Here is a 22269-nt window from a genome sequence, read left to right on the forward strand (position 1 = left end):
GCGCAGGCGGCGGCCGTCACATCGTGGGCGGGTCGTCCTCTGCGCACAGCCGCTCCAGCCCCAGGCCGGGCCCGCCCGTGAGGCGCAGCGTGCCGTCGTCGGTGAAGCCGCCGGCCGGCAGCGGCGAGGCGAACCACGCGGGCGGATCCAGGTCCACCATGGCGATCGCCGGGTGGGCGAACGCGAGGTGCGCCCCGGCGGCGATCCCGATGCGCGGCTCCATCATTGCGCCGACCATGCAGGTCAGCCCGGCCTCGGCGGCCAGGTCCGCCACGGCCAGGGCCTCCCCCAGCCCGCCGGTCTTGGCGAGCTTGATGTTGAGCATGTCCGCAGCGCCGGCGTCGATGATCCGGCGCGCGTCGTCGGGGCCCCAGACGGCCTCGTCCGCCATGACCGGGAACGGGCTCTCGGCCCGCACGCGGGCCAGGCCGGCGAGGTCGTCGCGCGCCACGGGCTGCTCGACGAGGTCGATCGGCAGGCCGTCCGCGGCGAACCGGGCGAGCACGCGCACAGCCTCGTCCGGGGTCCAGCCCTGGTTGGCGTCGATCCGCAGGCGCGCGCCGGGCGCGGCCTCGACGACGGCAGCCAGACGCTCCCGGTCCTGCTCGGCGTCCCGGCCGAGCTTGATCTTGAGGATCCCATAGCCGTCCGCCGCCGCCTCGCGGGCGTGGCCCGCCATGACCGCGGGCTCCTCGAGAGAGACGGTCATGTCCGAGGCGATTCCGGCGGCCGGGTCCAGGCGCACGCCGCACGGCGCCCCCAGCAGCTCCACGAGCGGGACGCCGAGGGCGCGCGCAAGGGCGTCGTGCACCGCGACGTCGACGGCGGCCCGCGCGCTCGAGGCGCCCGGGACGACCCCGCGTGCCAGGGCGGCGAGCTCGTCCGGGGTGCCGGACACCCCCTCGAGGGCGGCCCGGATCGGCCCGTTGACGGCCGCGAGGATGGTCTCGGCGCTCTCGCCCGTGACCGCCACGGTCTCGGCCGCGGAGCCCTGCCCGACGACGCCGGCCACCTCCCCCGGACCGCCCGCGAGGGTCACGTCCACGGCCACGTAGGCCACGGCCTCCGTGCGGCGCTGCGCCGTCACGAACGGGCGCAGCAGACGGCTGGCGTGGAGGTGCGCCCGCACCGAGGCGACGGTGACGGGAGAGGTGCGCGCGGCGTCGTCATGCGCCATCAGAGGCCCTGCATGATCTGAGCGCCGAGCAGGCCGACCCAGGTGCCCATGAGCGTGCCGATCAGGGCGAACAGGATGCCGACGGGCACGAGCTGGCGGCTGAAGGTGCCGGCCACAACGGGAGCGGAGGCAATGCCGCCCACGTTGGCCACGGAGGCCACCACGATGGAGAAAAGCTCGGTGCGGGTGAGCTTCGCGTAGACCACCATGATGATCGCGTGGATCAGCAGCGTCACCACGCCGACCCCGAGGTACACCGGGGCCTGCGAGATGCCCGCGAAGTCGGAGCCGGTGGCGATCTGGCCTATCACGATGAACAGCATCAGGGTGCCGAGCTCCGCGGAGCCGGCCGCGCGCGCGAGCGGGGTCTGCGCGAAGATCAGACCGAGCACCGAGACGATGATGATGGTCCACGCGGTGGAGTTGATGAACGTGCCGACGGCGGGCAGGAGGCCGCCGATCCAGATGGCGAGGGTGGCGATGAGGATCGAGCCGAAGCCGAGGCCGGCCAGCGAGGTCACGGAGATCGGGCGCTTCTCCTCCTCGACCGCGGCGATGTGGCCGTCCAGGTAGCTCGCGTCCGCCTTGGTGAAGCGGTTGAACCGGTCCGAGAGCAGGACGGCGGAGAACATCAGCATGAGCCACACGGAGTAGACGACCGTGTCCGTGATGAGTGCGTAGCCGAAGATGTTCTCCGGCGCCTTCACGATGTCCTGCACGGCCACCATGTTGGCGCTGCCGCCCGTCCAGGAGCCCAAGAGCGCGCCGAGTGCCTTGCCCGACTCGGGGTCGAGGGCGCCGCGGAAGAGCAGGAACGCCAGGATCATGCCGACCATGATGGACGCGGCGGTCACGAAGAAGGTCAGCAGCAGCTTGGGGCCGAGCGCCATGATCCGGCGCAGGTCGCAGCCGAGCAGCAGCAGGAAGATCATGGCGGGCAGCGCCACGTCCTTGAGCGCCTTGAGGGGCGCGCGGACGTCCTTGGCGTCGCCGAACACCCCGAGCGTGTTGAGCCCGGCGCAGATCAGGTACATGAGCACCATGGCGGGGACGTACTTGAAGAACTTCCAGCCGGTCGTCTTCTCCAGCACGATCAGCAGGCCGGCGAGTCCGAGGACCACGCCGATCATGAGCAGGCCGTCGGTGATCACGGGCCCTCCTTGGGTGGGTGCGAGCGCACAGCGGCGCGGGGGGCAGTCGAGTGTGAGCCACGCGATGACGAGCATGGCTCAGGTCACAGTACCGGAGCCGGGCCCCGCGTCGGCGCGGCGGCGCGGCCCGCATACTGGGGGCCATGCCCGTTCAGCGTCCTGCCGGCTCCCCCGCGCCCCGCACCGTCCACCTCGGCACGTCCGGGGAGCTCGCCCGGATCCTGCCCGACGAGCACGACGACGGCTGGGTCCTCGAGATCGGCGGGGCCGTGCAGTCCCACGTGGACCTCGAGCACCCGGGGCGCATCCGGTACGAGTACCTGCGCCGGATGGCGAACGTGCTCGACGCCGCCTTCCCGGCGGGCGAGCCGGTCCGCGTGCTGCACCTGGGCGCCGGCGCGTTGACGCTGCCCCGGTACGTGCAGGCCACCCGGTCCGGCTCGGAGCAGACCGCGGTGGACCTGGACCGGGAGCTCGTGTCCTTCGTGCTCGCCGAGCTGCCCCTGCCGGCGGGCACGGACCTCGTCTCCGTGGTCGCGGACGCGCGGCTGGCCGCCGTCGACCTCGCGATGGACGGGGAGCGGTTCGACGCCGTCGTGCTGGACATCGGCACCGGTGAGGACGGTGCCGAGCACCTGCGCGGGGCCGTGTTCTACGGGGAGCTGCTCGAGCTGCTGACGGCGGGCGGGGTGCTGCTGGTGAACATCGGCGACGACGCCGGCCTGGGCTTCCTGGGCGCCGAGCTGGGCGCCCTCGAGGAGGCTGCCGCCGAGGCCGGGGTGCCCGGCCCGTGGACGCTCGCGGACCAGGGGATGCTGGAGCGCCTGGACTGGGGCAACGTCGTGCTGGCCGCGGGGGCGCCGCTGGGAGAGGCCGGCTGCACGGAGCGCCTCGCCGCGGCGGGGCCGCATCCGGCGGCCGTGCTGGACCCGGCGGAGTCGGCCGCGCTGGCCTCCCGCATCCGTCGCGCCTGAGGGCGGGCGCGGTGCTCAGGGCCGGGGGTCCTCCGCACCGGGGCCCGCCTGCGGCCGGGGCCACGGGTGACCCCGGCGCTCCTCCGCCCCCTCGTTGAAACGACGCAGGAGCCTGCTGAACTCGACGACGTCCTCGGCGGGCCAGGAGGAGACGATCTGCGCCACGTTGTCCGCGCGGGAGCTCAGCTCCGCGGCGAGGCGGGCGCGTCCCTCCTCCGTGGGACGGTGCAGCCGGGCGGAGCCGCCGTCGGGGTCCGCCACCCGCTCGACGAGGCCGGCCTTCATGGCGGCGGCCACCTGCCGGTGGACGGTGGAGACGTCGAGGTCGAAGGCCTCGGCCAGCTCGGCGACGCTCATGGCCCCGCCCGCCTCCAGGCGGGCCAGCAGCACGGTGGCGCTGCGCTCCAGCGCGCTCGACCGGCCGTAGGGGGCCACCCCCTGCGTGGCCACCCGCAGCAGGAGCATGTGCTCGTACATGATCCCGCGGACCGGGTCGGCCCACGCCCCCTCAGATGATTGCATCATGCAAACGATGCTACCTTTTGCATCATGCAAATCGCCGAGCAGGAACGCATCGCCTCCCCCACCTTCGTGCTCGCGTGGGTGGTCTCCTTCCTCCAGTTCGTCGTGTTCTACGCGCTCGTCACCACCATGGCCCTCTACGCCGTGCGCCAGTTCGCGGCATCCGAGGCCGGTGCGGGGCTCGCGTCGAGCTCCTTCGTCATCGGAGCCACGCTCGCCCGGATCGTCACCGGCCACGTGGTGGACCGGTTCGGCCGCCGTCGGGTCCTGCTGGTCGCGCTCGCCGTCGTCGTGGTCTCGTGCGCGCTGTACCTGCCGGCCTCGTCCCTGCCGGCACTCATCGTCGTGCGCATGCTGCACGGTGCGGCCTACGCGTTCGCCAGCACGGCCGTGATGGCCGCGGCGCAGTCCGCCATCCCGGCCTCCCGACGCGCGGAGGGCACGGGCATCCTGGCCCTGGGCACCACGCTCGCCACCGCGATCGGCCCCGCCCTGGGCCTCTTCCTCGTCGGCTCGGCCGGCTACGGATGGCTGTTCTGGACCACGCTCGGCGTGACCGCGGCCAGCCTGCTCCTCGCCCTCGCCCTGGGCGAGCACCCCGCGGCCGCCCCGGCACCGGTCCCGGCACCGGACCCGGCCCCGGCCGGCGTGGACCACGGCGAGGCCCTCACCCCGGGCGAGAAGGGCGCGAGCGAGGTGCCCGTCGAGCATCCGGCGCCCGCGGTCGGCTTCCGCCTGCGCTCCGTGCTGCACCCGGCGGTGGTGCCGATCGCCGGGTTCATGCTCATCGTGGGCCTGGCCTACTCCGGGGTCATCACCTACCTCGACGCCTACTCCGTGGACCGCGGGCTCACGGCCGGAGCGGGGTTCTTCTTCCTCGCCTACGCGGCCGCCATGCTGCTGATGCGCCTGACCCTCGGCACGGTGCAGGACCGCCGCGGCGACGACGTCGTGGTGTACCCCGCGCTGGTCTGCTTCCTCGCCGCGCTGCTGCTGCTGGCGACTGCCACGCAGGACTGGCAGGTGGTGGTGGCCGGCGCTCTGAGCGGCCTGGGCTACGGCACGCTCATGCCGGCGGCGCAGGCGATCGCCGTCAACGCCGTGCCGGCCCACCAGCTCGGCGCCGGCATCTCCACGCTCATGCTGTTCGCCGACGTCGGCCTGGGCCTGGGGCCGGTCGCCCTCGGCGGGCTCGTGGCCGCGGCCGGCTACGGGGCGATGTACGCCGTGCTCGCGGCGGCACTCGTGGTCGGCTGCGTGTACTACTTCGCGGTGCACGGCCGGAAGCACGGCCGGAACGGGACCGCCGCCGCCCGCTGAGGCGGCTCGACGGCCCGGGCGCCAGGACGGCTCAGTGCTCGTGGTCGGGGCGCAGCGCGGTGCAGACGCACGCCCGATTGCCGTCGGCGTCCTCGATCACCCAGAACGAGGGCGCGGAGGCGTCGCTGAGCAGAGTGGCCCCGGCGTCGAGGGCGGCCTGCAGGCGGGCCTCCGCCTCCTCCGGGGCCACCCACACGTCCAGGTGCCAGCGCTGCTCCACCTCGGGGGCGGGCAGGGCGTGCTCCCCGGTGGAAGCCTCGCCCTCCGGGCCCTGCCACCACATCGACGGCGTCTGCCCGCTCGGGTCGGCGAGGTCGCCGTCCCCCGTGACATCGGCGCCGAACAGCGCCGCGTAGATCCGCGCCTGGGCCGCCCCGCGCGCGGTGTCGAGGGCGAGCTCCAGCTGGGTCAGGCCGGCGACGTCGGCGCGCACGCCCAGCTCCCGGGCGATCCCGCTGATGCGCCGGGCCATGCGCAGGTCGCGGGAGGTGACCCCGCCGACGTCGTGGCTGGCGAGTGTGAGCACCACGTCCGTATAGGTGAGCGTGAGCTCGGGGTGGTGGTCGGCGTCCTGCGCCGCGGCGCCGATCCGGGCGGCGAGCTCGAGGCCGGTGGCGTAGTCCGCCGGGGTGAAGCGCGCCTTGAGGCGGCCGGCGAGCAGGCGCCAGTCCTCCAGGCCGGCGTCGGCCACCTCGGCGGTGCGCAGGAGGCGGCGGGGGTCCGTGACGGGGGTCTCACTCATGACGTCATCGTGCCACCGGGAGGTGGCCCCGGAGGAGACTGGGGGCACCATGGATCGCGTGAGCACCCTTCCCCCGACCTCCGCACGACGTCGGGCCGCCCTGGCGTGCGCCGCGGCCCTCGTGCTGGTGCTGGGACTCGGCGTCCGCCTCCTGCTCCACGGCGCGTGGACCGGGCCCGCCGGCGACGCCCTCTATGCGGTGCTCGTGTACCTCGTGGTGGCGTTCGTGCTGCCGCGGCAGAGATCCCTCACGGTGGGCGGCGTCGCGTTCGCGGCCTGCGCGGCGATCGAGCTGTTCCAGCTCACGGGCCTGCCCGTGGCGTGGGCGCAGGCCTTCCCACTGGTGCGGCTGGTGCTGGGGACGACGTTCGTGGCGGGCGACCTGCTGCTCTACGCGCTCGGCTGCGCGGCGGCCGCCCTGGCTGACGCGGGGGTGCGGGCGCGTCGACGGTGAGGCGGGGGTGCGGGCGCGTCGGCGGTGAGGCGGGGGGCGCAGGCGCCTCGCCTGTGCACCCGAGGGTCGACGCGAGGCCGGGGTGAGACGACCCGGGCCGTTCCCCGGGGGGAGGGTGCTCCCTCGAGAATTGCCATGGGCTATCCGATCTAGCCCATGGCATTTCTCAACCGACTCCCCCACCCCGGCCCACAGGGTCGCCCACCAGGCGGAGCGTCGCCGCGTAGGCGAGGTGGTCGGACGCACCGACCCGCAGCGTCGCGCAGTCGACCACCTCGACGTCGGGGGTGACGAGCACGTGGTCGATCGGGGTGCGGAGCCAGGCGGGCCGCTCGGCCGGCCACGTCCCCTCCGGGCTCCCGGGGCACTGCGCCGCCGTGTCCACCAGTCGCGTCCGGGCCGCCAGCGGCCCGTGCCGGAGAGTGGCGTTGAGGTCGCCGGCGAGGATCAGTGGCCCGCCGTCCGCCACGGCATCGGCGTCTGCGACGGCCAGCCTCTCCAGGTCGGCGCGCCACGCATCCATCAACCGGGGCACGGGCGGGGCGGTGTGCACCCCGAGGATCGCGGGGAGGACGCCGTGGGGGCCGGGGTCCTCAGACGCCGGGCTGGCAGGGTCGAGGCGGACCGCGCCGAACGTCGTCGGGACCGGGCCCCCCGGGGCGACCGCCCCGAGGCGTGCGTGGACGGCGATCGTCGTCGGCGCGACCCCTGCGGGCCGGCCGGCACTGAATCCGGCCTCGGTCGCCGAGTGGACACCCCCGGCGAAGCCCGTCCCTGCCACGGCCCGGCGGACGCGGGCCGGTGAGGCCTCCGGCAGCACGAGGACGTCCGGGTCGAGGTGGGTCACGAGTCGGTCGACGTCCGCCGCGGTCAGGGTGTCGAGGCTGTTGAACACGGTGACCCGCAGCATCGGACCCGTGTTCCCGACGGCGCCGGCCGGGCCCACGGACCAGGGCGGCCCCACCGGGAACGCGGTCAGCAGGACGCCCAGCAGCATCAGCGTCACGGCCGGTCCGGCGACGACGGCGCTGACCCGCGGGCTCACGCGCCGCGCCCGGGCCGCGGAGAGGAGGAGCGCCGCCAAGCCCAGGACGACGGCGGACGCGCCGAACACCCCCGGGAACGCGAGCGCCTGTGCCACGGGGATCCGCGTGCCCAGCCACTGCCCCGGCGCGCTGCCCGGGGCGAGGACGACGACGCTGGCCGCGAGGAGGACGGCCCAGAGGGTGGCGACGGCGATCCGGCCCAGGAGCGTCATGGGTCAGATCAAGCCGAGCCCGGTCAGCTTCGCGGCGGTGGTGTCCATGGGCCCAGGGTAGGCCGCGCCCCGCCGACCGCCCCGCGCGGACACGCCAGGTGGTGCTGGCCGCACGCCCGCACGGCGCCCCCACGCCCGAGGACTTCCGCCTCGAGACCGTGGACCTCCCCCCGCTCGAGGAGGGTCAGGTGCTCGTGGCCAACGCCGTGATGTCCGTGGACCCGTACATGCGCGGCCGCATGAACGACGTGAAGTCCTACGTGCCCCCGTTCCAGATCGACGCCCCGCTCGAGGGCGGCGCCGTCGGCACGGTGATCGATTCCCGGAACGCGGACCTGCCCGTGGGCGCCCCCGTCCTCCACTAGCTCGGCTGGCGCGAGCACAGCGTGCTGGCCGGCCAGGACGCCACCGTCGTGGACACCGACGCCGCCCCCGACGGCATCGACGTCTACTTCGACAACGTGGGCGGGGAGCATCTCGAGGCCGCGATCGGCGCCATGAACCGCGGCGGCCGCGCGGCCCTGTGCGGGGCGATCTCGCAGGACAACAGCACGGAGACGCCGCCGGCCCAGCGGGGCCTGCTCAGATCGTCGCCGAGCGGCGGGCGGCGGCGGTCATCGCCGCGAGGCGCTCGCCCACGCGGGCGTCGGCCGGGTCCAGTGCAGGCTTGAGCGCGGCGGCCACCTCCCGCGCCACCTCCCCCAGCGATGCGGCATCCTGCGTCACCCAGGCGCGCAGGCTCAGGTGGGCGCGCATCCACGCGGTGAGCTCGTCCTCGGACTCGGGGGTGAGCGCGAAGCCCTCCCCGGCGGCGCCCGGGCTGGTGGGCTCCACGTCCAGGTCGAGGGTGTCCGCGAGCAGGGCCGCGAGCGCCTGGCGGACGGGTGAGGCGGCGGTGCGGCCGGACTGGAAGGCGACGCGCGCCCGTCGGCACTGCAGGCTCTCGTCGGCGGCGTCCACGGCGAGGACGTCGGTGGCGACGCCCAGGGCAGCGCGGGCCTCGTCGTCCGCCACGACGGCGACGATGCCCGGCACGGCGGGGGCGGCGGTGAGGAACTCGGCGTACCGCATGCCCGGCACGGCGGCGAGCACGGCGAGGGCGTCGGCGGTCTGGGTCGTCTCGGGTGCGGTGGTCGTCATGGAGACAGAGTGAATCGCCGTTCACCGAGCGGGCGATCCCCATCCACGATGTGAGACGTTGTTTCGCATGGTGGTCATGTGTCGGCGTCATGGACGGGGGGCATGACCCTGCGCCTTCCCGGGGGCGTACCCTCACTGTCATGCAGACGCGCGCGCAGTGGTGGACCGCCTGAGGGCGGCCCCTGTCACGCGCACCTGACACACGAGCCGCCCGCCTGCCGGGCGGCTCTTCGCATGAGCGGCTCCGGCGGGCACCACCCACCAGGAGGACCCCATGACGCACCGCAATCCCGAGGACAACGCCCTGAGAACCGCCGCGGACATCGCCGGCGCCGACACCACCGCCGGTGTGCCGGACGCCGCCGAGCCCCGCACCCTCGCCGAGGCCACGGACCTCGTGCACACCCCGGACCTCGCGCCCTCCGAGGACGGCATGTTCGGCACCTACGGCGGCGCGATCCTGCCGCCCCCGCTGGCCGGCCCCATGCGCGAGGTCGCCGAGGCCTACGCGGAGGCACGCCATGACCCCGCGTTCTACGCCGAGTACGCCCGCCTGCTGCGCGACGTCGTCGGGCGCCCCTCCCCGCTGACCCCGCTCGAGCGCCTCTCCGACGAGCTCGGCGGAGCGCGGATCGTCCTCAAGCGCGAGGATCTGAACCACACCGGCGCGCACAAGATCAACCACACCCTCGGCGAGGTCCTGCTGGCCAAGCGCATGGGCAAGCACAGCGTCATCGCAGAGACCGGCGCGGGCCAGCACGGCGTGGCCCTGGCGACGGCGGCCGCGCTCGTCGGCCTGGACTGCGAGATCCACATGGGCGCGATCGACGTGGCCAAGCAGCACCCGAACGTGGTGCGCATGCGCCTGCTCGGCGCCAAGGTCGTCTCCGTGGAGAAGGAGGGCCGCTCCCTCAAGGAGGCCGTGGACTCCGCGTTCGACGTCTACGCGCAGAACCCGGACAGGTACCTCTTCGCGATCGGCTCCGTGGTGGGCCCGCACCCCTTCCCCACGATGATCCGTGACTTCCAGGCCGTCGTCGGGCGTGAGGCCCGCGCGCAGTTCCAGGCGCGCTTCGGTGCGCTGCCGGACGCCGTCGTCGCGTGCGTGGGCGGCGGGTCCAACGCGATGGGCGCGTTCACCGCGTTCCTCGACGACGCCGACGTGCGGCTGGTGGGCGTGGAGCCCGGAGGCCGCTCCGGGGCCAAGGGCGAGCACGCGATGACGATGGGCAGGGGCGTGGACGGCATCATCCACGGCATGGCCACGAAGGTGCTCCAGGACGAGGCCGGCGTGCCGGACCCCGTGCACTCGATCGCCTCGGGGCTGGACTACCCGGGCGTGGGCCCGCAGCACGCCCGCTTCGCGCAGCTCGGCCGCGTGGAGTACGTGGCGGAGGACGACGCCGCGGTGCTGGACGCGTTCCAGCGGCTCGCGAGGCTCGAGGGCATCATCCCGGCGCTCGAGTCCTCCCACGCGGTGGCGCGGGCGATCCGCATGGCCGCGGAGATGGGCACCGACCAGCGCATCCTGGTGAACCTCTCCGGCCGCGGGGACAAGGACGTCGACTACGTCGCCGAGAAGCTGGGCATCACGGGCGAGGCGGACGAGACGGTGCGCTGAGCCGACCGTCGTGCCCGCCGCGCCCAGGAAGCTCGGAGACGGCGGCGAGCGCCGTGGGGGCGCCGGCGTCCGGCAGGGAGATCCTCTCGAGCCCCGGCACCTGGCCCGCAAGCCAGTCGAACCGGTGCGCGTGGACGTCCGAGTCGAAGCCGTGCACCAGGACGACGCGGTCGAAGACGCCGCCGCGCGGGAGGACGAAGGGGAGGAGACGTCGGAGCCCATGCGCCGGACGCTGGGGCAGCTCCCGCAGGCCAGGTCACCCGGGGTCATCCGGCACGCCGCGGGGCCTGTCGCCGCACGGGTGTCCTGTGGTCCGATGGCCCCATGAGCCTCCGCCTCTCGCACACCACCTGGGACGCCCTGGACCCCTATGCGATCGCCGAGTTCTGGCGCGAGCTGATGGGCTGGGAGATCACCGAGCCCGATGCCTACGAACCGGGATCGGACGAGTGCTACCTCGTCACGCCGCACGGGTACACGGTCCTCTTCTACCGCGTCCCGGACGCCAAGACGGTCAAGAACCGCGCCCACATGGACCTCGCCGTCGAGGGCGGCTCCACCCGCGACGCCGAGGTCGAGCGCGCCCGGGGCATGGGCGCCGCTATGGTCGACGACCGTCGCGCCGACCTCGGATGGGCCGTCATGGCCGACCCGGAGGGCAACGAGTTCTGCATCCTCGACATCGGCGACTGACCGTCCGTACCGACGGCCCGAACGTGAACGAGTCGTCACGTTCTGTTGGTATCCCGCGCGGATACCAACAGAACGTGACGACTCGATCCGTGGGGGTGGTTCAGCCGATCACGGCGTGGGCATGCCGCCGGTGACCGCGATGGTCGCGCCCACCACGTAGGAGGACTCGGGCGAGGCCAGGAACACGTAGGCCGGGGCGAGCTCGGTCGGCTGGCCGGCGCGGCCCAGCGGCGTGGACTGGCCGAACTCCGGCAGGTCCTCGGGCTGCTGGCCGCCCGAGGGCTGCAGCGGCGTCCAGATGGGGCCGGGCGCCACGGCGTTCACGCGGATGCCCTTCGGGGCGAGCTGCTGGGCGAGGCCCTTGGTGAAGGTGTTGATCGCGGCCTTCGTGGCCGCGTAGTCCACGAGCTTCTCCGGCGGCATGTAGGAGACCACGGAGGTCGTGTTGATGATCGTGGCGCCCGGCTTCAGGTGCGGCAGGGCGGCCTTGACCAGGCGGAACTGCGCCAGGATGTTGACGTCGAAGGTGGCCTCGAGCTGCTCGTCGGTGATGTCCTCGATCGACTCCTGGGCCACCTGCTTGCCGCCGTTGTTGACCAGGATGTCGAGGCCGTCGAGCTCCTCCACGGCCTTCGCCACGAGGTCCTTCGCGAACTGCTTGTCGCGCAGATCGCCCGGGATCGTCACGGCCTTGCGCCCGGCGGCCTCGATGACCTCCTTGACGTGCTGCGCGTCCTTCTCCTCCTCGGGGAGGTAGGAGATGACGACGTCGGCGCCCTCACGCGCGAAGGCGATCGCGGTGGCCGCGCCGATCCCGGAGTCGCCGCCCGTGATGAGCGCCTTGCGGCCCGTCAGGCGGCCGGTGCCGCGGTAGGACTCCTCGCCGAGGTCGGCCTTGGGCGTCATCTCGGCGTCCAGGCCGGTGCCGGGCAGGGACTGCTCGGGCGGGGTGATGGCCGGGTAGCGCTTGACCGGATCCTGCAGGGTCAGCTGGTCGGTGGTGATGGTGTTCGCGTCGTCGTTCGCCACGATCTGCTCCTTCGTCTCGGGGGACGCGCAGTCCGCACGCCTCGTCCTCCCGACCCTACGGACGGGCGCGGGGGCTGGGCCACGCCTGCGATCCTGGGAGCACCCTGCGAGGCCGCGACGCCCGCCGCCGTCAGGGCCGTGATCGCCAGGAGCAGGACGGTGGTGCTCGCCGCCCCCTCGGCCCGCAGGTCCACGGCGAACTGCCCCACGGTCTCCAGCAGCCACGTGCCGCCGAGGGCCCAGTACAGGCTGGGGGCGGCGTGGAGGAGGCCGGCCACCATCGCGAGCGTGAAGAAGCCCCTCCCCCGGGTCCGCCGCACGGCGCTCCCCGCCGTCAGCGGTCCCGCAGCGCCGGCGTGCCGTGGACCGGCACCGCCAGCCCGGTCACGAGAGTGGCGGGGTCGACGCCAGGGCCCGGCTCCGTGTCATAGGCCTCCCAGAAGACGTCACCGGGCTCGCCGCCGAGCTCCTGCACCTGCGTGATGAACGCGGGCCACGCCTGCGGCAGGCCCTCGTACGGGCCGGTGTGCTTGGCGGTGGCCAGGCGGCAGGCCGGTAGCGACGACGGCTCCACGCGCACCCCATCCATCTCCACGGGACCGGCCAGCGGCGCGGCCAGGGGGAAGCCGACCTCGAGGTCCACGGTGTCCCCGAGCCCATGGCGGACGTCGCCGTCGTACCTGGAGAAGGCTGGTCCCACAGGCGTGACCTCGCCCCGCGCGATGGCCCCGCCGAGGGCGGTGAAGGCGGAGTCCATGAACGTGTGCATGTCGGCGGTGGGCTGGTCCACGCCGCGCACCACGGCGGTGGGGAAGCCGGGGAAGTCGATGGCCTGGACGTCGGAGAGGGTGCTCATGGGCTCAGTCTGCCCCGGGACGGACGATCCGGCACGTGTCGAGCCATGCTGGGCCGGGCGGAGCAGAGCCATGCCGGGCCGAGCCGAGCCGAGCCGAGCCGAGGGAGGGAGGGAGGGAGGGAGGGAGGGAGGGAGGGAGGGTACGCGATCCAGAAATGCCATGGGTCAACTGGCTTAGCCCATGGCATTTACGGACCGACACCTCCCCGCGCCGCCCACAGCTTGCCGTCACCGGCCACCCCGCCCCCGGCTCACGGTTGGCTGCCCACGGATCACAGCTCAGGGCTCACGGCTCACGGCTCACGGCTCCGCACGATCCTGTGGACAACGTCGCCTCCGCGCCTCGCGCAGGGTTCCATGGATCGCATGCGTCTCTCGCCCGTCGCGCGCACCGGTGCCTTCCTCGCGGCCGAACTCGCGACGATCGAGCGCCACGGCAGCGGCGGCGCCGCGTACGCCGAGGCGTTGATGCGGCACGGTCTCCTCCCGGGCGCCCTCGACCCCGACGACGCCCTGACGTTCCCGCAGACCGTGCAGCTCGCCGGCTGGGCCCGGGCCCTGCGTCCGGTCTTCGGCACCACGAGCGCAACCGCCGCGCCGGACCGCGGCGCCGCCGTCGACGCCCTGCTCGAGCGCGCGGGGGTGCGACTACGCCTCGCATCCGGCCCCGACCCGCGGTGGCGATTCACGGTCGAGGGCGATGCGCCCCTGGCTGCCGTGCAGGCGTGCACGGCGGGCGGGCTGGCCCTGTTCGTCCTCGAGGCGGGCGCGGACCGGCTCGGCGAGTGCGCGTCACCGCGCTGCCACGAGCTGTTCGTGGACCTCACGCGCAACGGCAGCCGGCGGCACTGCACGCCCAGCTGCGGCAATCACCAGGCGGTGCGCCGCCGCCGGGACCGGCTGGCGATCGAGGCCCTCTACAGCCCGCCATGCACGAACTCCCCGCCCACGGCCGTGGCCACCACCTCGAGGTCCGCGATCTCCTCGCTCGGCACCTCCCGCGGATCCTCGGAGAGCACCGCGAAGTCCGCAAGCTGACCGGCCACGAGCCGGCCCTTGCGGCCGCCCCAGCCGGTGGCCTCGGCCGAGCCCACCGTGTAGGCGTGCAGGGCCTGCTCCACCGTGATCCTGTCCTCCCGGCCGTACACGCGCCCGGTCTCGGTGCGCCGCAGCACGAAGTCCTGGACCACGTTCAACGGCCGGCCCCCGGCCACGGGACGGTCCGAGCTGCCCGGCAGCACCAGGCCCGCGCGCAGCAGCCGCCCGGCCGGGTAGGACAGCGGCACCCGCGCGGCGCCGATCCGCTCCTCCACCGAGTCGCCGAACGCGCTGATGAAGTTCGGCTGCGTGGCCATCACCACGCCCAGCGCCGCCATCCGCTCGATCTGGTCGTCGCGCACCACTCCGCCGTGCTCCACGCGGTGGGGCATGGCCGGCCGGCCGAAGCGCTCCCGGGCCTCCTCGATCACGTCGAGGGAGAAGTCGAGTGCCGCGTCCCCGATCGCGTGCATGGCCAGGCTCCAGCCCGCCCCCGCCGCGGCCAGGGAGGCCCGCCGCATCTCGCCCGGGTCGCCCTGGAGGTAGCCGCTGCCGTGGGGTCCGTGGCAGTAGTCCTGCGTCATCGCGGCGGTCGCGCCCAGCATGGCGCCGTCGGTGAACACCTTCGTGGGGCCGATCTGCAGCCACTCGTCGCCGACGCCGGTGCGCACGCCGGCGTCGAGCGTCACCTGGGCGCCGTCGTCGGTGTGGCCCTCCACGGGGTGCAGGGCGTCCAGGGTGACCATCGTCTGGAAGCGCGTCTTGAGCAGGCCCTGCGCACGCGCCCGCTGGTAGGCGCCGAACTCGAGGGTGCTGTGGCCGATCCAGCCACCCGCGATCCCGGCGTCCGTCACGGAGGTGATCCCCTCGGCCGCGTACTCCGCGGACGCCCGCTGAAGGCACTCGCCGATGTGCTCGTGCGACTCCGGGTGCAGCAGCCGCTGCACGAGCGACATCGCGGTCTCCTCGAGGAGACCGGTGGGGCGGTCATGCTCGTCCACGTGGATGTGCCCGCCCTCGGGCTGCTGCATGACCTGCTCGGAGATCCCGGCCATGTACAGCACCGCACCGGACACCGTGAACGCGTGCCCGGTGTTGTGGCGGATCAGCACGGGGCGCCCGTTCGCGGCCGCATCGAGGCCGTCGCGGTCCGGCTCGGGCCCGGTGAGGTGGCCCGGGTCGTAGCCCGTGCACGTGACCCACGCGCCGGGGATCAGCTCGTCGGCGCGGGCCCGCACGAGCCGGTAGACCTCCTCGGTGCTCGTCGCATGCTCGAGGTCCACGTCGAGCATGCTCTGCCCGAACCACACGCTGTGCGCGTGGGCGTCGTTGAAGCCGGCCACGACCGTCCGCCCCCGCGCGTCGAGCCGCTCCCGGGCGGTGAGCCCGTCGAGCTCCTCGTCCACCCCGACGACGAGCCCGCGCCACACGCCCAGGCGCCGGGCGTGCGGTCGGGCGGGGTCGCCGGTGCGGATGCGGGCGTTGTCCACGATGAGGTCGAGCTGCATGGGTCCGGGTCTCCTGGGCGGTCGGCGGATCGGGCGGTGGGCGGATCGGGCGGCGGGCGGCGGGCGGATCAGGACGCGACGTTCCGGGCCACCAGCGCCGCCCATGCCCGGACGAGGGCGTGCACGGCCTCCGGCTGGTCCAGGTGCAGGTTGTGCCCGGCCGCGTCGAGGGCCGTGTACGTGGCGCGCGGATAGTGCGCCAGCAGCCCGAACTGGTCGCGGAATCCCACCAGGTGGTCCTCCCGGCCCGTGAGGATCAGCGCGGGCGCCTCGAAGGTCTCGGCGCTCTCCTCCGGCACCTCGGGGAGGACGTATCGTGCGGAGAGGCGCTCCACGGCGTCCTCGTCCACGAGGCGGATGCCGGGCAGCGCGTTCGCACGGAACCGCTCCCACGTGTCCGGGGTCAGGCGCGGGGACATCTCGAGGAACGGCGCCGCGTCGTCGGGATCGAGGCCGTCCAGGAACGCGGCGTCGCGCTCGCGCACCACGAGCTCCTCGCGGTCACGCTCGTCCTCGTCCGGATCGACGACGGGCGCCAGCAGCGCCAGCCCCACCACCTGCGCCGCGAACACGGCCGCCGCGTGGCGGGCGAGGAGCCCGCCGAGGGAGTTGCCCAGGAGGGCGAACGGGCGCTCCCCGACCTCCTCGCGCAGCCAGGCGAGGAGCCAGTCGGCCAGCTCCGGGAGGCCGCCGTCGCCGTCGAGGGCGGCGGTGCGGCCGAAGCCGGGCAGGTCCACGTAGATCCGCTCGAACGCGCCGGCCTCGGCCAGGGCGTCGTCGAGGGGCAGCAGGAGGCGGTGGTCCACGCCGTTGCCGTGGACGAGCACCAACGGGGTGCCCGTGCCGCGGCGGACGACGTGCGGATGCTCGGGAGTGCGGGTGGGCACGGTGCGATCGGTCATGGGGTGAGCGTACGAGGCCGTCGCTGGCGTCCGGTGCGTCCGCGGCCCCAGGATGGGCGCATGATCGACCCCACCCCCACCGCCGTCACGGCGACGGCCCGGCTCGCCTTCGCCGTCGCCGCCGTGCTGTCTCTCGGCGGGAACCTGCTCTCGTTCTGGATCGGCTGGCACAAGGACTCGGACCTGGACGCGGGGGCGGGCTACTCGCACGTGTTCGCGCACGGGTGGGAGAACCTGCTGAACCAGCCGACGTACTTCACGTTCCTCTCCAACTTCCTCGTCGGGATCACGTCTCTGCTGCTGGCGCTGCGCCTGCACCGGCCCTCCACCCTCGTCCGGGTGCTGCGGCTGACGGGCGTGGCGTGCATCGTGATCACGGGCGTGGTGTTCAACCTGCTGCTGCGCGACGGCCCCTCGGCCACCCCGCTCGAGGGGTTCAACGACACGGTGCAGCACATCGTCACCCCGATCCTGACGCCGCTCCTGTGGGCCGTCGTCGGCCCGCGGCGGCAGGTGACGTGGCGCGTGGTGGGGCTCTCCACGGTCGTTCCGCTCGCGTGGCTGGCGTTCACCCTGGTCCGCGGACCGTGGCTGGACTGGTATCCCTACACGATCCTCGACGTCCCCCGGCTCGGCTACGGCGGGGTGCTGGTCTACGTGGTGGCGATCCTCGGGTTCTTCGTGGCCGTGGCCGCGCTGCTGCGCGGCGCCGACGCGGCCCTGGCGCGCGCCGGCGCCGGGGTGGGGGCGGACCGCCGTCGGTGAGCGACGGGGACCCTGAGCGGTCCCGAGGCTGAGCGGCGCCGACGGCGTCGGCCGCCGTCGTCGGCCGGTCAGCGCCCCCTCGGCGGGACGATCGCGATGGAGCGGGTGTCCGGGGCGGTGTCCGCCACGTGGTCCATGGCCGCCTGCACGTCGCCGGTGCGCTGGTACTCGGCGTGCACCTGGCGCCACAGGTGGGCGTTGCGGGCGCCGATCGTGTCCGGGTCCAGGATCGGGTCCTGGCCGGCGCGGCGCTGGCGGTCGTAGTCCTTCATGAGGCGGATCGCCATGGGGCTGAGCAGCACGAGCGCGAGGATGTTCACCCACGTGTACAGACCGACACCGAAGTCCGCGAGGGACCACACGAACGCGGAGGTCTGCACGGAGCCAAACACCATCGAGGCGGCCAGCAGCACGCGCGCGACGGCGATGCACGCCTTCTGCACGCCCTTGTCCGGGATCAGGTAGGCGAGGTTGGTCTCCGCGTAGAACGAGAAGGAGAGCAGCGTGGTGAAGGAGAAGAGGAAGACGGCGACCGCCACGAAGGCCGGCCCGAACGCCGGGAGGACCGTGTCCACGCCGGCCTGCACCCACGCCGGTCCCGCGTCGACGCCGGGCAGGTTCTGCGTCAATGTCGACTCCCCGTCCGGGCCCAGGACGTCGAAGCTGTTGGTGGCCAGGATGACCAGGCCGGTGACGGTGCAGACGAACAGGGTGTCCACGTAGGCGGAGAACGCCTGGGCCAGGCCCTGCTTCACCGGGTGGGACACGTGCGCGGCCGCGGAGGCCTGGGCGCCGGAGCCGGTGCCGATCTCCGTGGAGTACACGGCGCGGCGCACGCCCCACGAGACGGCCGCACCGAGGATGCCGCCGTAGATCGAGTGGGCGCCGAAGGCGCTCTCGACGATCATGGCGAACATCGCGGGGATCTGCTGCCACATCATGGCCACCACGAACAGGCCCACGAGGATGTACGCCGCCGCCATGAAGGGGACGACGAGGCCGACCGTGCGGCCCAGCCGGTGCATGCCGCCGAACACGATGGCGCAGAAGAGGGCCGCCATGGCCACGCCGACCCACAGCGGGTCCCAGCCCCACGCCGCCGTGGTGGCGGCCGTGACGGCGTTGGCCTGGATCTGCGGGCCGGTGACGACGGTGGCGAACACGGTGGCCGCCGCATACGCGAAGGCCAGCCAGCGCCACTGCCGGCCCAGCCCCTCGAGGATGTAGTAGGCCGGGCCGCCGCGGTACTCGCCGCGGATCTTGTGCTTGTAGAGCTGCGCCAGGGAGCTCTCCGCGAGCGCCACCGGGGCGCCGACGATCGCCGTCACCCACATCCAGAAGAGGGCGCCCGGGCCGCCGAGGTGGATGGCCGCCGCGACGCCGGCGATGTTGCCCACGCCGATGCGTCCGCCGAGCGCCATGGCGAACGCCTGGAAGGAGCTCACACCCGCCGACGAGGATCCGCCGTGGACCAGCTGGCCCACCATGTCCTTGACCAGCCGCACCTGCGGCACCGCCATGCGGATCGTGAAGTACAGGCCCAGGGCGAGGAGCCCGACGACCATGGTGAGGCTCCACATGAGCTCGTTGGCGGACGTGATGAAGTTCTCCATGGGATCCCCCAGGTCGACGACGAGTCCGTGTGACTATACCCACACCCGAGCCGGTGACCTGGCCCGAGCCGTCAGGAGAGGGCGGCCGCGGCCCCCGGAGGGCCTGCGCCTCAGACCAGCCCCTTCTCCTTCAGCCAGGCCGCGGCCACCTCGGAGGGCTGCTTCTTCTCCGCGCCCGAGTTCTGCGCGTTCATGGCCATCAGGTCCTCGGTGGTCAGCTCCGCCTGCACGGCGTTGACGGCCTCCTTCACCGGGTCCGTGGCCTTGTCCTGCGCCATGATCGGCACCACGTTCTGCGGGGTGATCATGCCCGAGGGGTCCTCGAGGGTCACGAAGCCGTTGTCCTTGATGGCCGGGGTGGTGGAGAAGATGTTGGCCAGGTCCACGTCGCCGTCGGCGAGGGCGCGCACCGTGAGGGGGCCGCCGCCGTCGCTGATGGCGGTGAACTCCATCGCGTCCTCCGGGACGCCGTAGACCTCGGTCAGCGCGCTCAGGCCGGCGCCGTAGTCGCGCTGGGCGAGCTCGGGCAGGCCGCCGATGCGCAGGGTGCCGTCGTAGTCCTTGAGCTGGTCGAGCGAGGTCAGGCCGTGCTCCTGCGAGAACTCGGCCGTCACGTTGTAGGAGTCCTTGTCCTGGGCCTCGGCGGGCTCGAGCATCACGAGGCCCTGCGGCAGGGCCGCGCGGAGGGCGTCGGCCACCTCCTGCGGGCTCGTGGCGGTGGCCTCCTTGTCGTAGAACCCCAGCAGGTTGCCGGTGTACTCGCCGATGAGGTCGATGGACCCGTCCTCGAGGGCGCTGAGGTACACCTCGCGCGCGCCGATCTGCATCTTGCGCTCCACGGTGATGCCCTTGGCCTCGAGGACCTGGGCGTAGAGCTCGCCGATGATCTCGGACTCCGCGAAGTTCGCCGAGCCCACGGTCACGGAGCCCGAGCCGCCCGCCGACGACGACGACGCACCGGACGCGGCGGCCGTCGTCGGGGTGGAGGAGGCGAGGGGGTCGGAGCCGCCGCCGCACGCGGCGAGCAGCGGGGTGGCGGCCAGCAGGCCGAGGACGGCGCGGCGGCGGGGGTTCGGGACGGAGGCCTGGGAGAAGGCGGCGGCCATGGTGGGGTCCTTTCGAATCGGGGAATGCGGCTCAGGCAGGTGCGCTTCCGGGGCCTGCGCCGCGGTGCGGGCGCAGTCCCCGAGGGGTCACGAGGCGTTGGGCGGTCAGCAGCACCGCGTCGGAGACGAGGGCCAGGAGGGCGATCAGCACGGCGCCGGCGAGCATGGTGGGGTAGTCCTGCACCGCGAGCGCGTCGAACAGGTAGCGGCCCAGCCCGCCGAGTCCGAGGTACGCGGCCACGGACGTGGTGGCCAGCACCTGCAGGACGGCGGAGCGCAGCCCGCCGACGATCATGGGCAGGGCCAGCGGCAGCTCGACGGCGCCGATCAGCTGGGCGGTGGAGTGGCCGTGGGCGCGCGCGGCGTGGACCACCTCGCGGGGCACGGCCTGGAGTCCGGCGTACGTGCCGGCCAGCAGCGGGGGCACGGCGAGCACCACGAGCACGATCACGGTGGGGATGAGCGCCTGGCGCAGGCCGATCTGCAGCACGATCGCCAGGAATGTGAGCAGGCCGAGCGTGGGGAGGGCGCGGAGGGCGCTGGAGAGGGCGACGACGGCGCGCCGCCCCTTGCCCGTGTGCCCGATCCACACGCCCACCGGCAGCGCGATCGCGGCGGCGAGGAGCAGCGCCAGGGCGGAGTAGCCGAGGTGCTCGAGCACGCGGGCGGGCACGCCGTTCTCCCCGCTCCAGTGGGCGGGGTCGGCGAACCACGCGAACAGGTCCGCGATCATCGGGCGCCTCCCGTCGTCGCGGAGGCGTCGGCCGGCGCGGTGGCGGGGTCCCCGCCGAGGGCCAGGGCGGCCGCGGGCCCGGAGCGGGCGTGGTCCTCCGCGGGCGCCCGCCGGGCGCGCCGGGTCCACGGCATGAGCAGGGCGGCCAGGCCCACCAGGAGCGCGTCGACGGCGACGGCGAGGATCACCGTGCCCACGATCCCCGCCCCGATCTCGGCGAGGAAGGCGCGCGCGTACCCCTCCGTGAACAGGGAGCCGAGGGACTGCACGCCGATCAGCGCCCCCACGGAGACGAGCGAGAGGGTGGAGGCGCTGACCACGCGCAGACCCGCCAGGATCGACTCGCCGGCCTGCGGCAGCTCGACGCGCCAGAACAGCTGCCACGGGCTGTGGCCCTGGGCGCGGGCGGCGGTGAGCAGGTCGCCGTCGACGGCGTCGAATGCCTCGGAGGCGCTGCGCACCAGCAGGGCGGCGCCGTAGAGCGTCAGGGCGATCACCACGTTGAGCGGATCGAGGATCCGGGTCCCGATGAGGCCGGGGAGGATCACGAACACGGCGAGCGAGGGGATCGCGTAGACCACCCCGGAGCCGCCGAGCAGGAGGCGCCGGCCGATGCGGGAGGCGTTGGCCAGGCGGGCCACGGGGACGGCGATCAGCAGGCTCAGGAGGATGGCCGGGGCCGCGATGAGCACGTGGCGCAGCGCCAGCTCGCCGATGAGGTCGAGATTGCTCCAGATCCAGCTCACGGGGCCACCAGGGTCCCGGCCACGCGGCCGGCGGCGTCGACGACGGTGGGCGTGCCCGCGCGCTCCTCCACGTGCAGGCGGCGCCGGTCCCCGCCCACGAAGCGGGCCACGAAGTCCGTGGCCGGGCGGAGCAGGACGTGCTCCCCCGTGCCGCGCTGCTCCACGCGGGCGCCCTCGCGGAGCACGAGCACCTCGTCGCCGAGGAGGACGGCCTCGTCGACGTCGTGGGTGACGAAGAGGATGGTCTTGGCGAGCTCGCGCTGGATGCGCAGCAGCTCCGCCTGCAGGTCTGCACGGACCACGGGGTCCACGGCGCTGAAGGGCTCGTCCATGAGCAGGATGTCCGGGTCGGCCGCGAGCGCCCGGGCCACGCCCACGCGCTGGCGCTGGCCGCCGGAGAGCTGGGCCGGGTAGCGCTGCGCGAGCGCCGGGGTGAGGCCGACCATCTCCAGCAGCTCGTGGGCGCGGGTCTTCTCCGCGGCGCCGGCCCGGCCGGCCAGGCGCGGCACGGTGAGGACGTTGTCCAGCACGGTGCGGTGGGGCAGCAGGCCGGCGTTCTGCATGACGTAGCCGATGCGGCGGCGCAGGGTCACGGGGTTCAGGGAGGCGACGTCCTCGCCGTCCACGAGCACGCGGCCGGCGGTGGGGTCCACCATGCGGTTGACCATCTGCAGGAGGGTGGTCTTGCCGCAGCCGGAGGAGCCGAGGAGCACGACCGTGGCGTGGCGCGGGATCTCCAGGCTGAAGTCCTCCACGGCGCGGGTGCCGTCCGGGAAGGTCATCCCCACGTGCTCGAACCGGATCATGCGGGGCCTCCAGGATCGTGACGCGGCGGTGCTGCCGGGCGCGCTCGGGACTCCACCCTAGGACGCGCCCGCGGCGCGGGTACAGGGGCGGGGGGCGGAGGTGGACCGTCAGGGG

21 protein-coding genes and 2 pseudogenes are annotated in these 22269 nt (G+C 73.8%); 8 read left to right on the top strand and 15 right to left on the bottom strand.

Features of this window, described 5'->3' with window-relative positions; genetic code table 11:
• Positions 1 to 16 precede the first annotated feature (16 nt).
• Positions 17 to 1177 carry a dipeptide epimerase gene (locus AAG742_RS11735; RefSeq protein WP_343282157.1) on the bottom strand — a complete coding sequence of 387 codons (1161 nt, stop codon included), beginning with the start codon at positions 1175 to 1177 and terminating at the stop codon, positions 17 to 19.
• Positions 1177 to 2328, bottom strand: coding sequence for a DUF819 family protein (locus tag AAG742_RS11740; RefSeq protein ID WP_343282158.1), 1152 nt, complete (start codon positions 2326 to 2328; stop codon positions 1177 to 1179). Before AAG742_RS11740 ends, AAG742_RS11735 begins: the two co-directional genes overlap by 1 nt.
• Positions 2329 to 2471: 143 nt before the next feature.
• Between AAG742_RS11740 and AAG742_RS11745 the strand changes: the two genes are divergently transcribed.
• A complete protein-coding gene (locus AAG742_RS11745) occupies positions 2472 to 3302 on the top strand; it encodes a spermidine synthase (protein ID WP_343282159.1) in 831 nt (276 codons plus the stop codon).
• A 15-nt stretch (positions 3303 to 3317) separates the two neighbouring features.
• On the opposite strand, the gene AAG742_RS11750 is transcribed toward AAG742_RS11745, so the two are convergent.
• On the bottom strand, positions 3318 to 3827 hold the full coding sequence (locus AAG742_RS11750; RefSeq protein ID WP_343282160.1) for a MarR family winged helix-turn-helix transcriptional regulator: 510 nt from the start codon (positions 3825 to 3827) through the stop codon (positions 3318 to 3320).
• A 24-nt stretch (positions 3828 to 3851) separates the two neighbouring features.
• Here AAG742_RS11750 and AAG742_RS11755 point away from each other — a divergent pair, with 24 nt between their 5' ends.
• Positions 3852 to 5144: an MFS transporter gene (locus AAG742_RS11755; RefSeq protein ID WP_343282161.1), complete on the top strand. Its 1293-nt coding sequence runs from the start codon at positions 3852 to 3854 to the stop codon at positions 5142 to 5144.
• A 31-nt stretch (positions 5145 to 5175) separates the two neighbouring features.
• Here AAG742_RS11755 and AAG742_RS11760 read toward each other — a convergent pair whose 3' ends face one another.
• The gene (locus tag AAG742_RS11760) at positions 5176 to 5886 is read right to left on the bottom strand and encodes a 4a-hydroxytetrahydrobiopterin dehydratase (protein WP_298714468.1); all 711 of its coding nucleotides are present in this window, start codon (positions 5884 to 5886) and stop codon (positions 5176 to 5178) included.
• A gap of 58 nt (positions 5887 to 5944) precedes the next feature.
• On the opposite strand from AAG742_RS11760, the gene AAG742_RS11765 reads away from it, so the two are divergent.
• Positions 5945 to 6340 carry a DUF2809 domain-containing protein gene (locus tag AAG742_RS11765; RefSeq protein WP_298714471.1) on the top strand — a complete coding sequence of 132 codons (396 nt, stop codon included), beginning with the start codon at positions 5945 to 5947 and terminating at the stop codon, positions 6338 to 6340.
• Between the two features lie 166 nt (positions 6341 to 6506).
• Here the strand turns inward: AAG742_RS11765 and AAG742_RS11770 are convergent, their stop codons facing one another.
• On the bottom strand, positions 6507 to 7598 hold the full coding sequence (locus AAG742_RS11770; RefSeq protein ID WP_298714474.1) for an endonuclease/exonuclease/phosphatase family protein: 1092 nt from the start codon (positions 7596 to 7598) through the stop codon (positions 6507 to 6509).
• A 98-nt stretch (positions 7599 to 7696) separates the two neighbouring features.
• Between AAG742_RS11770 and AAG742_RS11775 the strand changes: the two are divergent.
• Positions 7697 to 8179: pseudogene (locus AAG742_RS11775) on the top strand (hypothetical protein); the annotation flags it as partial.
• A 1-nt stretch (position 8180) separates the two neighbouring features.
• Here the strand turns inward: AAG742_RS11775 and AAG742_RS11780 are convergent.
• Positions 8181 to 8738 carry a hypothetical protein gene (locus AAG742_RS11780; RefSeq protein WP_248115830.1) on the bottom strand — a complete coding sequence of 186 codons (558 nt, stop codon included), beginning with the start codon at positions 8736 to 8738 and terminating at the stop codon, positions 8181 to 8183.
• A 274-nt stretch (positions 8739 to 9012) separates the two neighbouring features.
• Here AAG742_RS11780 and trpB point away from each other — a divergent pair, with 274 nt between their 5' ends.
• Both trpB and AAG742_RS11790 read left to right on the top strand, forming a co-directional pair.
• Positions 9013 to 10359 carry a tryptophan synthase subunit beta gene (gene trpB, locus AAG742_RS11785; RefSeq protein WP_298987728.1) on the top strand — a complete coding sequence of 449 codons (1347 nt, stop codon included), beginning with the start codon at positions 9013 to 9015 and terminating at the stop codon, positions 10357 to 10359.
• Positions 10360 to 10683: 324 nt separating this feature from the next.
• Positions 10684 to 11052, top strand: coding sequence for a VOC family protein (locus AAG742_RS11790; RefSeq protein WP_248115835.1), 369 nt, complete (start codon positions 10684 to 10686; stop codon positions 11050 to 11052).
• Positions 11053 to 11160: 108 nt separating this feature from the next.
• On the opposite strand, the gene AAG742_RS11795 is transcribed toward AAG742_RS11790, so the two are convergent.
• Together AAG742_RS11795 and AAG742_RS11800 are read right to left on the bottom strand one after the other, a co-directional pair.
• Positions 11161 to 12081, bottom strand: coding sequence for an SDR family oxidoreductase (locus tag AAG742_RS11795; protein ID WP_298714483.1), 921 nt, complete (start codon positions 12079 to 12081; stop codon positions 11161 to 11163).
• A 334-nt stretch (positions 12082 to 12415) separates the two neighbouring features.
• Entirely contained in the window at positions 12416 to 12937 is a 522-nt protein-coding gene (locus AAG742_RS11800) for a GyrI-like domain-containing protein (RefSeq protein WP_298714485.1), read from the bottom strand.
• Positions 12938 to 13405: 468 nt separating this feature from the next.
• Here AAG742_RS11800 and AAG742_RS11805 point away from each other — a divergent pair.
• Positions 13406 to 13825: pseudogene (locus AAG742_RS11805) on the top strand (CGNR zinc finger domain-containing protein); the annotation flags it as partial.
• A 29-nt stretch (positions 13826 to 13854) separates the two neighbouring features.
• Here AAG742_RS11805 and AAG742_RS11810 read toward each other — a convergent pair.
• Both AAG742_RS11810 and AAG742_RS11815 read right to left on the bottom strand, forming a co-directional pair.
• Positions 13855 to 15483, bottom strand: a complete 1629-nt coding sequence (locus AAG742_RS11810) for an amidohydrolase (protein WP_298714488.1) — start codon at positions 15481 to 15483, stop codon at positions 13855 to 13857.
• A gap of 68 nt (positions 15484 to 15551) precedes the next feature.
• A complete protein-coding gene (locus tag AAG742_RS11815) occupies positions 15552 to 16385 on the bottom strand; it encodes an alpha/beta hydrolase (protein ID WP_298714490.1) in 834 nt (277 codons plus the stop codon).
• Between the two features lie 60 nt (positions 16386 to 16445).
• On the opposite strand from AAG742_RS11815, the gene AAG742_RS11820 reads away from it, so the two are divergent.
• Positions 16446 to 17150, top strand: a complete 705-nt coding sequence (locus AAG742_RS11820) for a Pr6Pr family membrane protein (protein WP_298714493.1) — start codon at positions 16446 to 16448, stop codon at positions 17148 to 17150.
• Positions 17151 to 17218: 68 nt separating this feature from the next.
• Here the strand turns inward: AAG742_RS11820 and AAG742_RS11825 are convergent, their stop codons facing one another.
• From AAG742_RS11825 to AAG742_RS11845, 5 genes are all read right to left on the bottom strand, one after another.
• Positions 17219 to 18763 carry an alanine/glycine:cation symporter family protein gene (locus tag AAG742_RS11825; RefSeq protein WP_248115841.1) on the bottom strand — a complete coding sequence of 515 codons (1545 nt, stop codon included), beginning with the start codon at positions 18761 to 18763 and terminating at the stop codon, positions 17219 to 17221.
• Between the two features lie 110 nt (positions 18764 to 18873).
• On the bottom strand, positions 18874 to 19869 hold the full coding sequence (locus tag AAG742_RS11830) for an ABC transporter substrate-binding protein (protein WP_248115842.1): 996 nt from the start codon (positions 19867 to 19869) through the stop codon (positions 18874 to 18876).
• Positions 19870 to 19900: 31 nt separating this feature from the next.
• Complete coding sequence (locus tag AAG742_RS11835) at positions 19901 to 20602, bottom strand: ABC transporter permease subunit (protein ID WP_298714496.1); 702 nt, start codon at positions 20600 to 20602, stop codon at positions 19901 to 19903.
• Positions 20599 to 21348 (bottom strand): ABC transporter permease subunit, encoded by a 750-nt coding sequence (locus tag AAG742_RS11840; protein ID WP_298714499.1) that lies wholly within the window; start codon positions 21346 to 21348, stop codon positions 20599 to 20601. Before AAG742_RS11840 ends, AAG742_RS11835 begins: the two co-directional genes overlap by 4 nt.
• Positions 21345 to 22154, bottom strand: coding sequence for an ATP-binding cassette domain-containing protein (locus tag AAG742_RS11845; protein ID WP_298714502.1), 810 nt, complete (start codon positions 22152 to 22154; stop codon positions 21345 to 21347). The genes AAG742_RS11840 and AAG742_RS11845 overlap by 4 nt, the downstream gene beginning before the upstream one ends.
• Between the last annotated feature and the right edge of the window lie 115 nt (positions 22155 to 22269).

It is taken from the genome of Micrococcus sp. 2A (assembly GCF_039519235.1).
In the GTDB taxonomy this organism is placed as follows: Bacteria; Actinomycetota; Actinomycetes; order Actinomycetales; family Micrococcaceae; genus Micrococcus.

What these genes read in the sequence shown, in the direction of transcription:
- AAG742_RS11780 (WP_248115830.1), bottom strand. Translation starts at nt 8,738, where the DNA reads ATGACGACCACCGCACCCGAGACGACCCAGACCGCCGACGCCCTCGCC.
- AAG742_RS11770 (WP_298714474.1), bottom strand. Translation starts at nt 7,598, where the DNA reads ATGACGCTCCTGGGCCGGATCGCCGTCGCCACCCTCTGGGCCGTCCTC.
- AAG742_RS11845 (WP_298714502.1), bottom strand. Translation starts at nt 22,154, where the DNA reads ATGATCCGGTTCGAGCACGTGGGGATGACCTTCCCGGACGGCACCCGC.
- trpB (WP_298987728.1), top strand. Translation starts at nt 9,013, where the DNA reads ATGACGCACCGCAATCCCGAGGACAACGCCCTGAGAACCGCCGCGGAC.
- AAG742_RS11745 (WP_343282159.1), top strand. Translation starts at nt 2,472, where the DNA reads ATGCCCGTTCAGCGTCCTGCCGGCTCCCCCGCGCCCCGCACCGTCCAC.
- AAG742_RS11820 (WP_298714493.1), top strand. Translation starts at nt 16,446, where the DNA reads ATGATCGACCCCACCCCCACCGCCGTCACGGCGACGGCCCGGCTCGCC.
- AAG742_RS11790 (WP_248115835.1), top strand. Translation starts at nt 10,684, where the DNA reads ATGAGCCTCCGCCTCTCGCACACCACCTGGGACGCCCTGGACCCCTAT.
- AAG742_RS11835 (WP_298714496.1), bottom strand. Translation starts at nt 20,602, where the DNA reads ATGATCGCGGACCTGTTCGCGTGGTTCGCCGACCCCGCCCACTGGAGC.
- AAG742_RS11755 (WP_343282161.1), top strand. Translation starts at nt 3,852, where the DNA reads ATGCAAATCGCCGAGCAGGAACGCATCGCCTCCCCCACCTTCGTGCTC.
- AAG742_RS11810 (WP_298714488.1), bottom strand. Translation starts at nt 15,483, where the DNA reads ATGCAGCTCGACCTCATCGTGGACAACGCCCGCATCCGCACCGGCGAC.
- AAG742_RS11815 (WP_298714490.1), bottom strand. Translation starts at nt 16,385, where the DNA reads ATGACCGATCGCACCGTGCCCACCCGCACTCCCGAGCATCCGCACGTC.
- AAG742_RS11750 (WP_343282160.1), bottom strand. Translation starts at nt 3,827, where the DNA reads ATGATGCAATCATCTGAGGGGGCGTGGGCCGACCCGGTCCGCGGGATC.
- AAG742_RS11800 (WP_298714485.1), bottom strand. Translation starts at nt 12,937, where the DNA reads ATGAGCACCCTCTCCGACGTCCAGGCCATCGACTTCCCCGGCTTCCCC.
- AAG742_RS11830 (WP_248115842.1), bottom strand. Translation starts at nt 19,869, where the DNA reads ATGGCCGCCGCCTTCTCCCAGGCCTCCGTCCCGAACCCCCGCCGCCGC.
- AAG742_RS11760 (WP_298714468.1), bottom strand. Translation starts at nt 5,886, where the DNA reads ATGAGTGAGACCCCCGTCACGGACCCCCGCCGCCTCCTGCGCACCGCC.
- AAG742_RS11825 (WP_248115841.1), bottom strand. Translation starts at nt 18,763, where the DNA reads ATGGAGAACTTCATCACGTCCGCCAACGAGCTCATGTGGAGCCTCACC.
- AAG742_RS11735 (WP_343282157.1), bottom strand. Translation starts at nt 1,177, where the DNA reads ATGGCGCATGACGACGCCGCGCGCACCTCTCCCGTCACCGTCGCCTCG.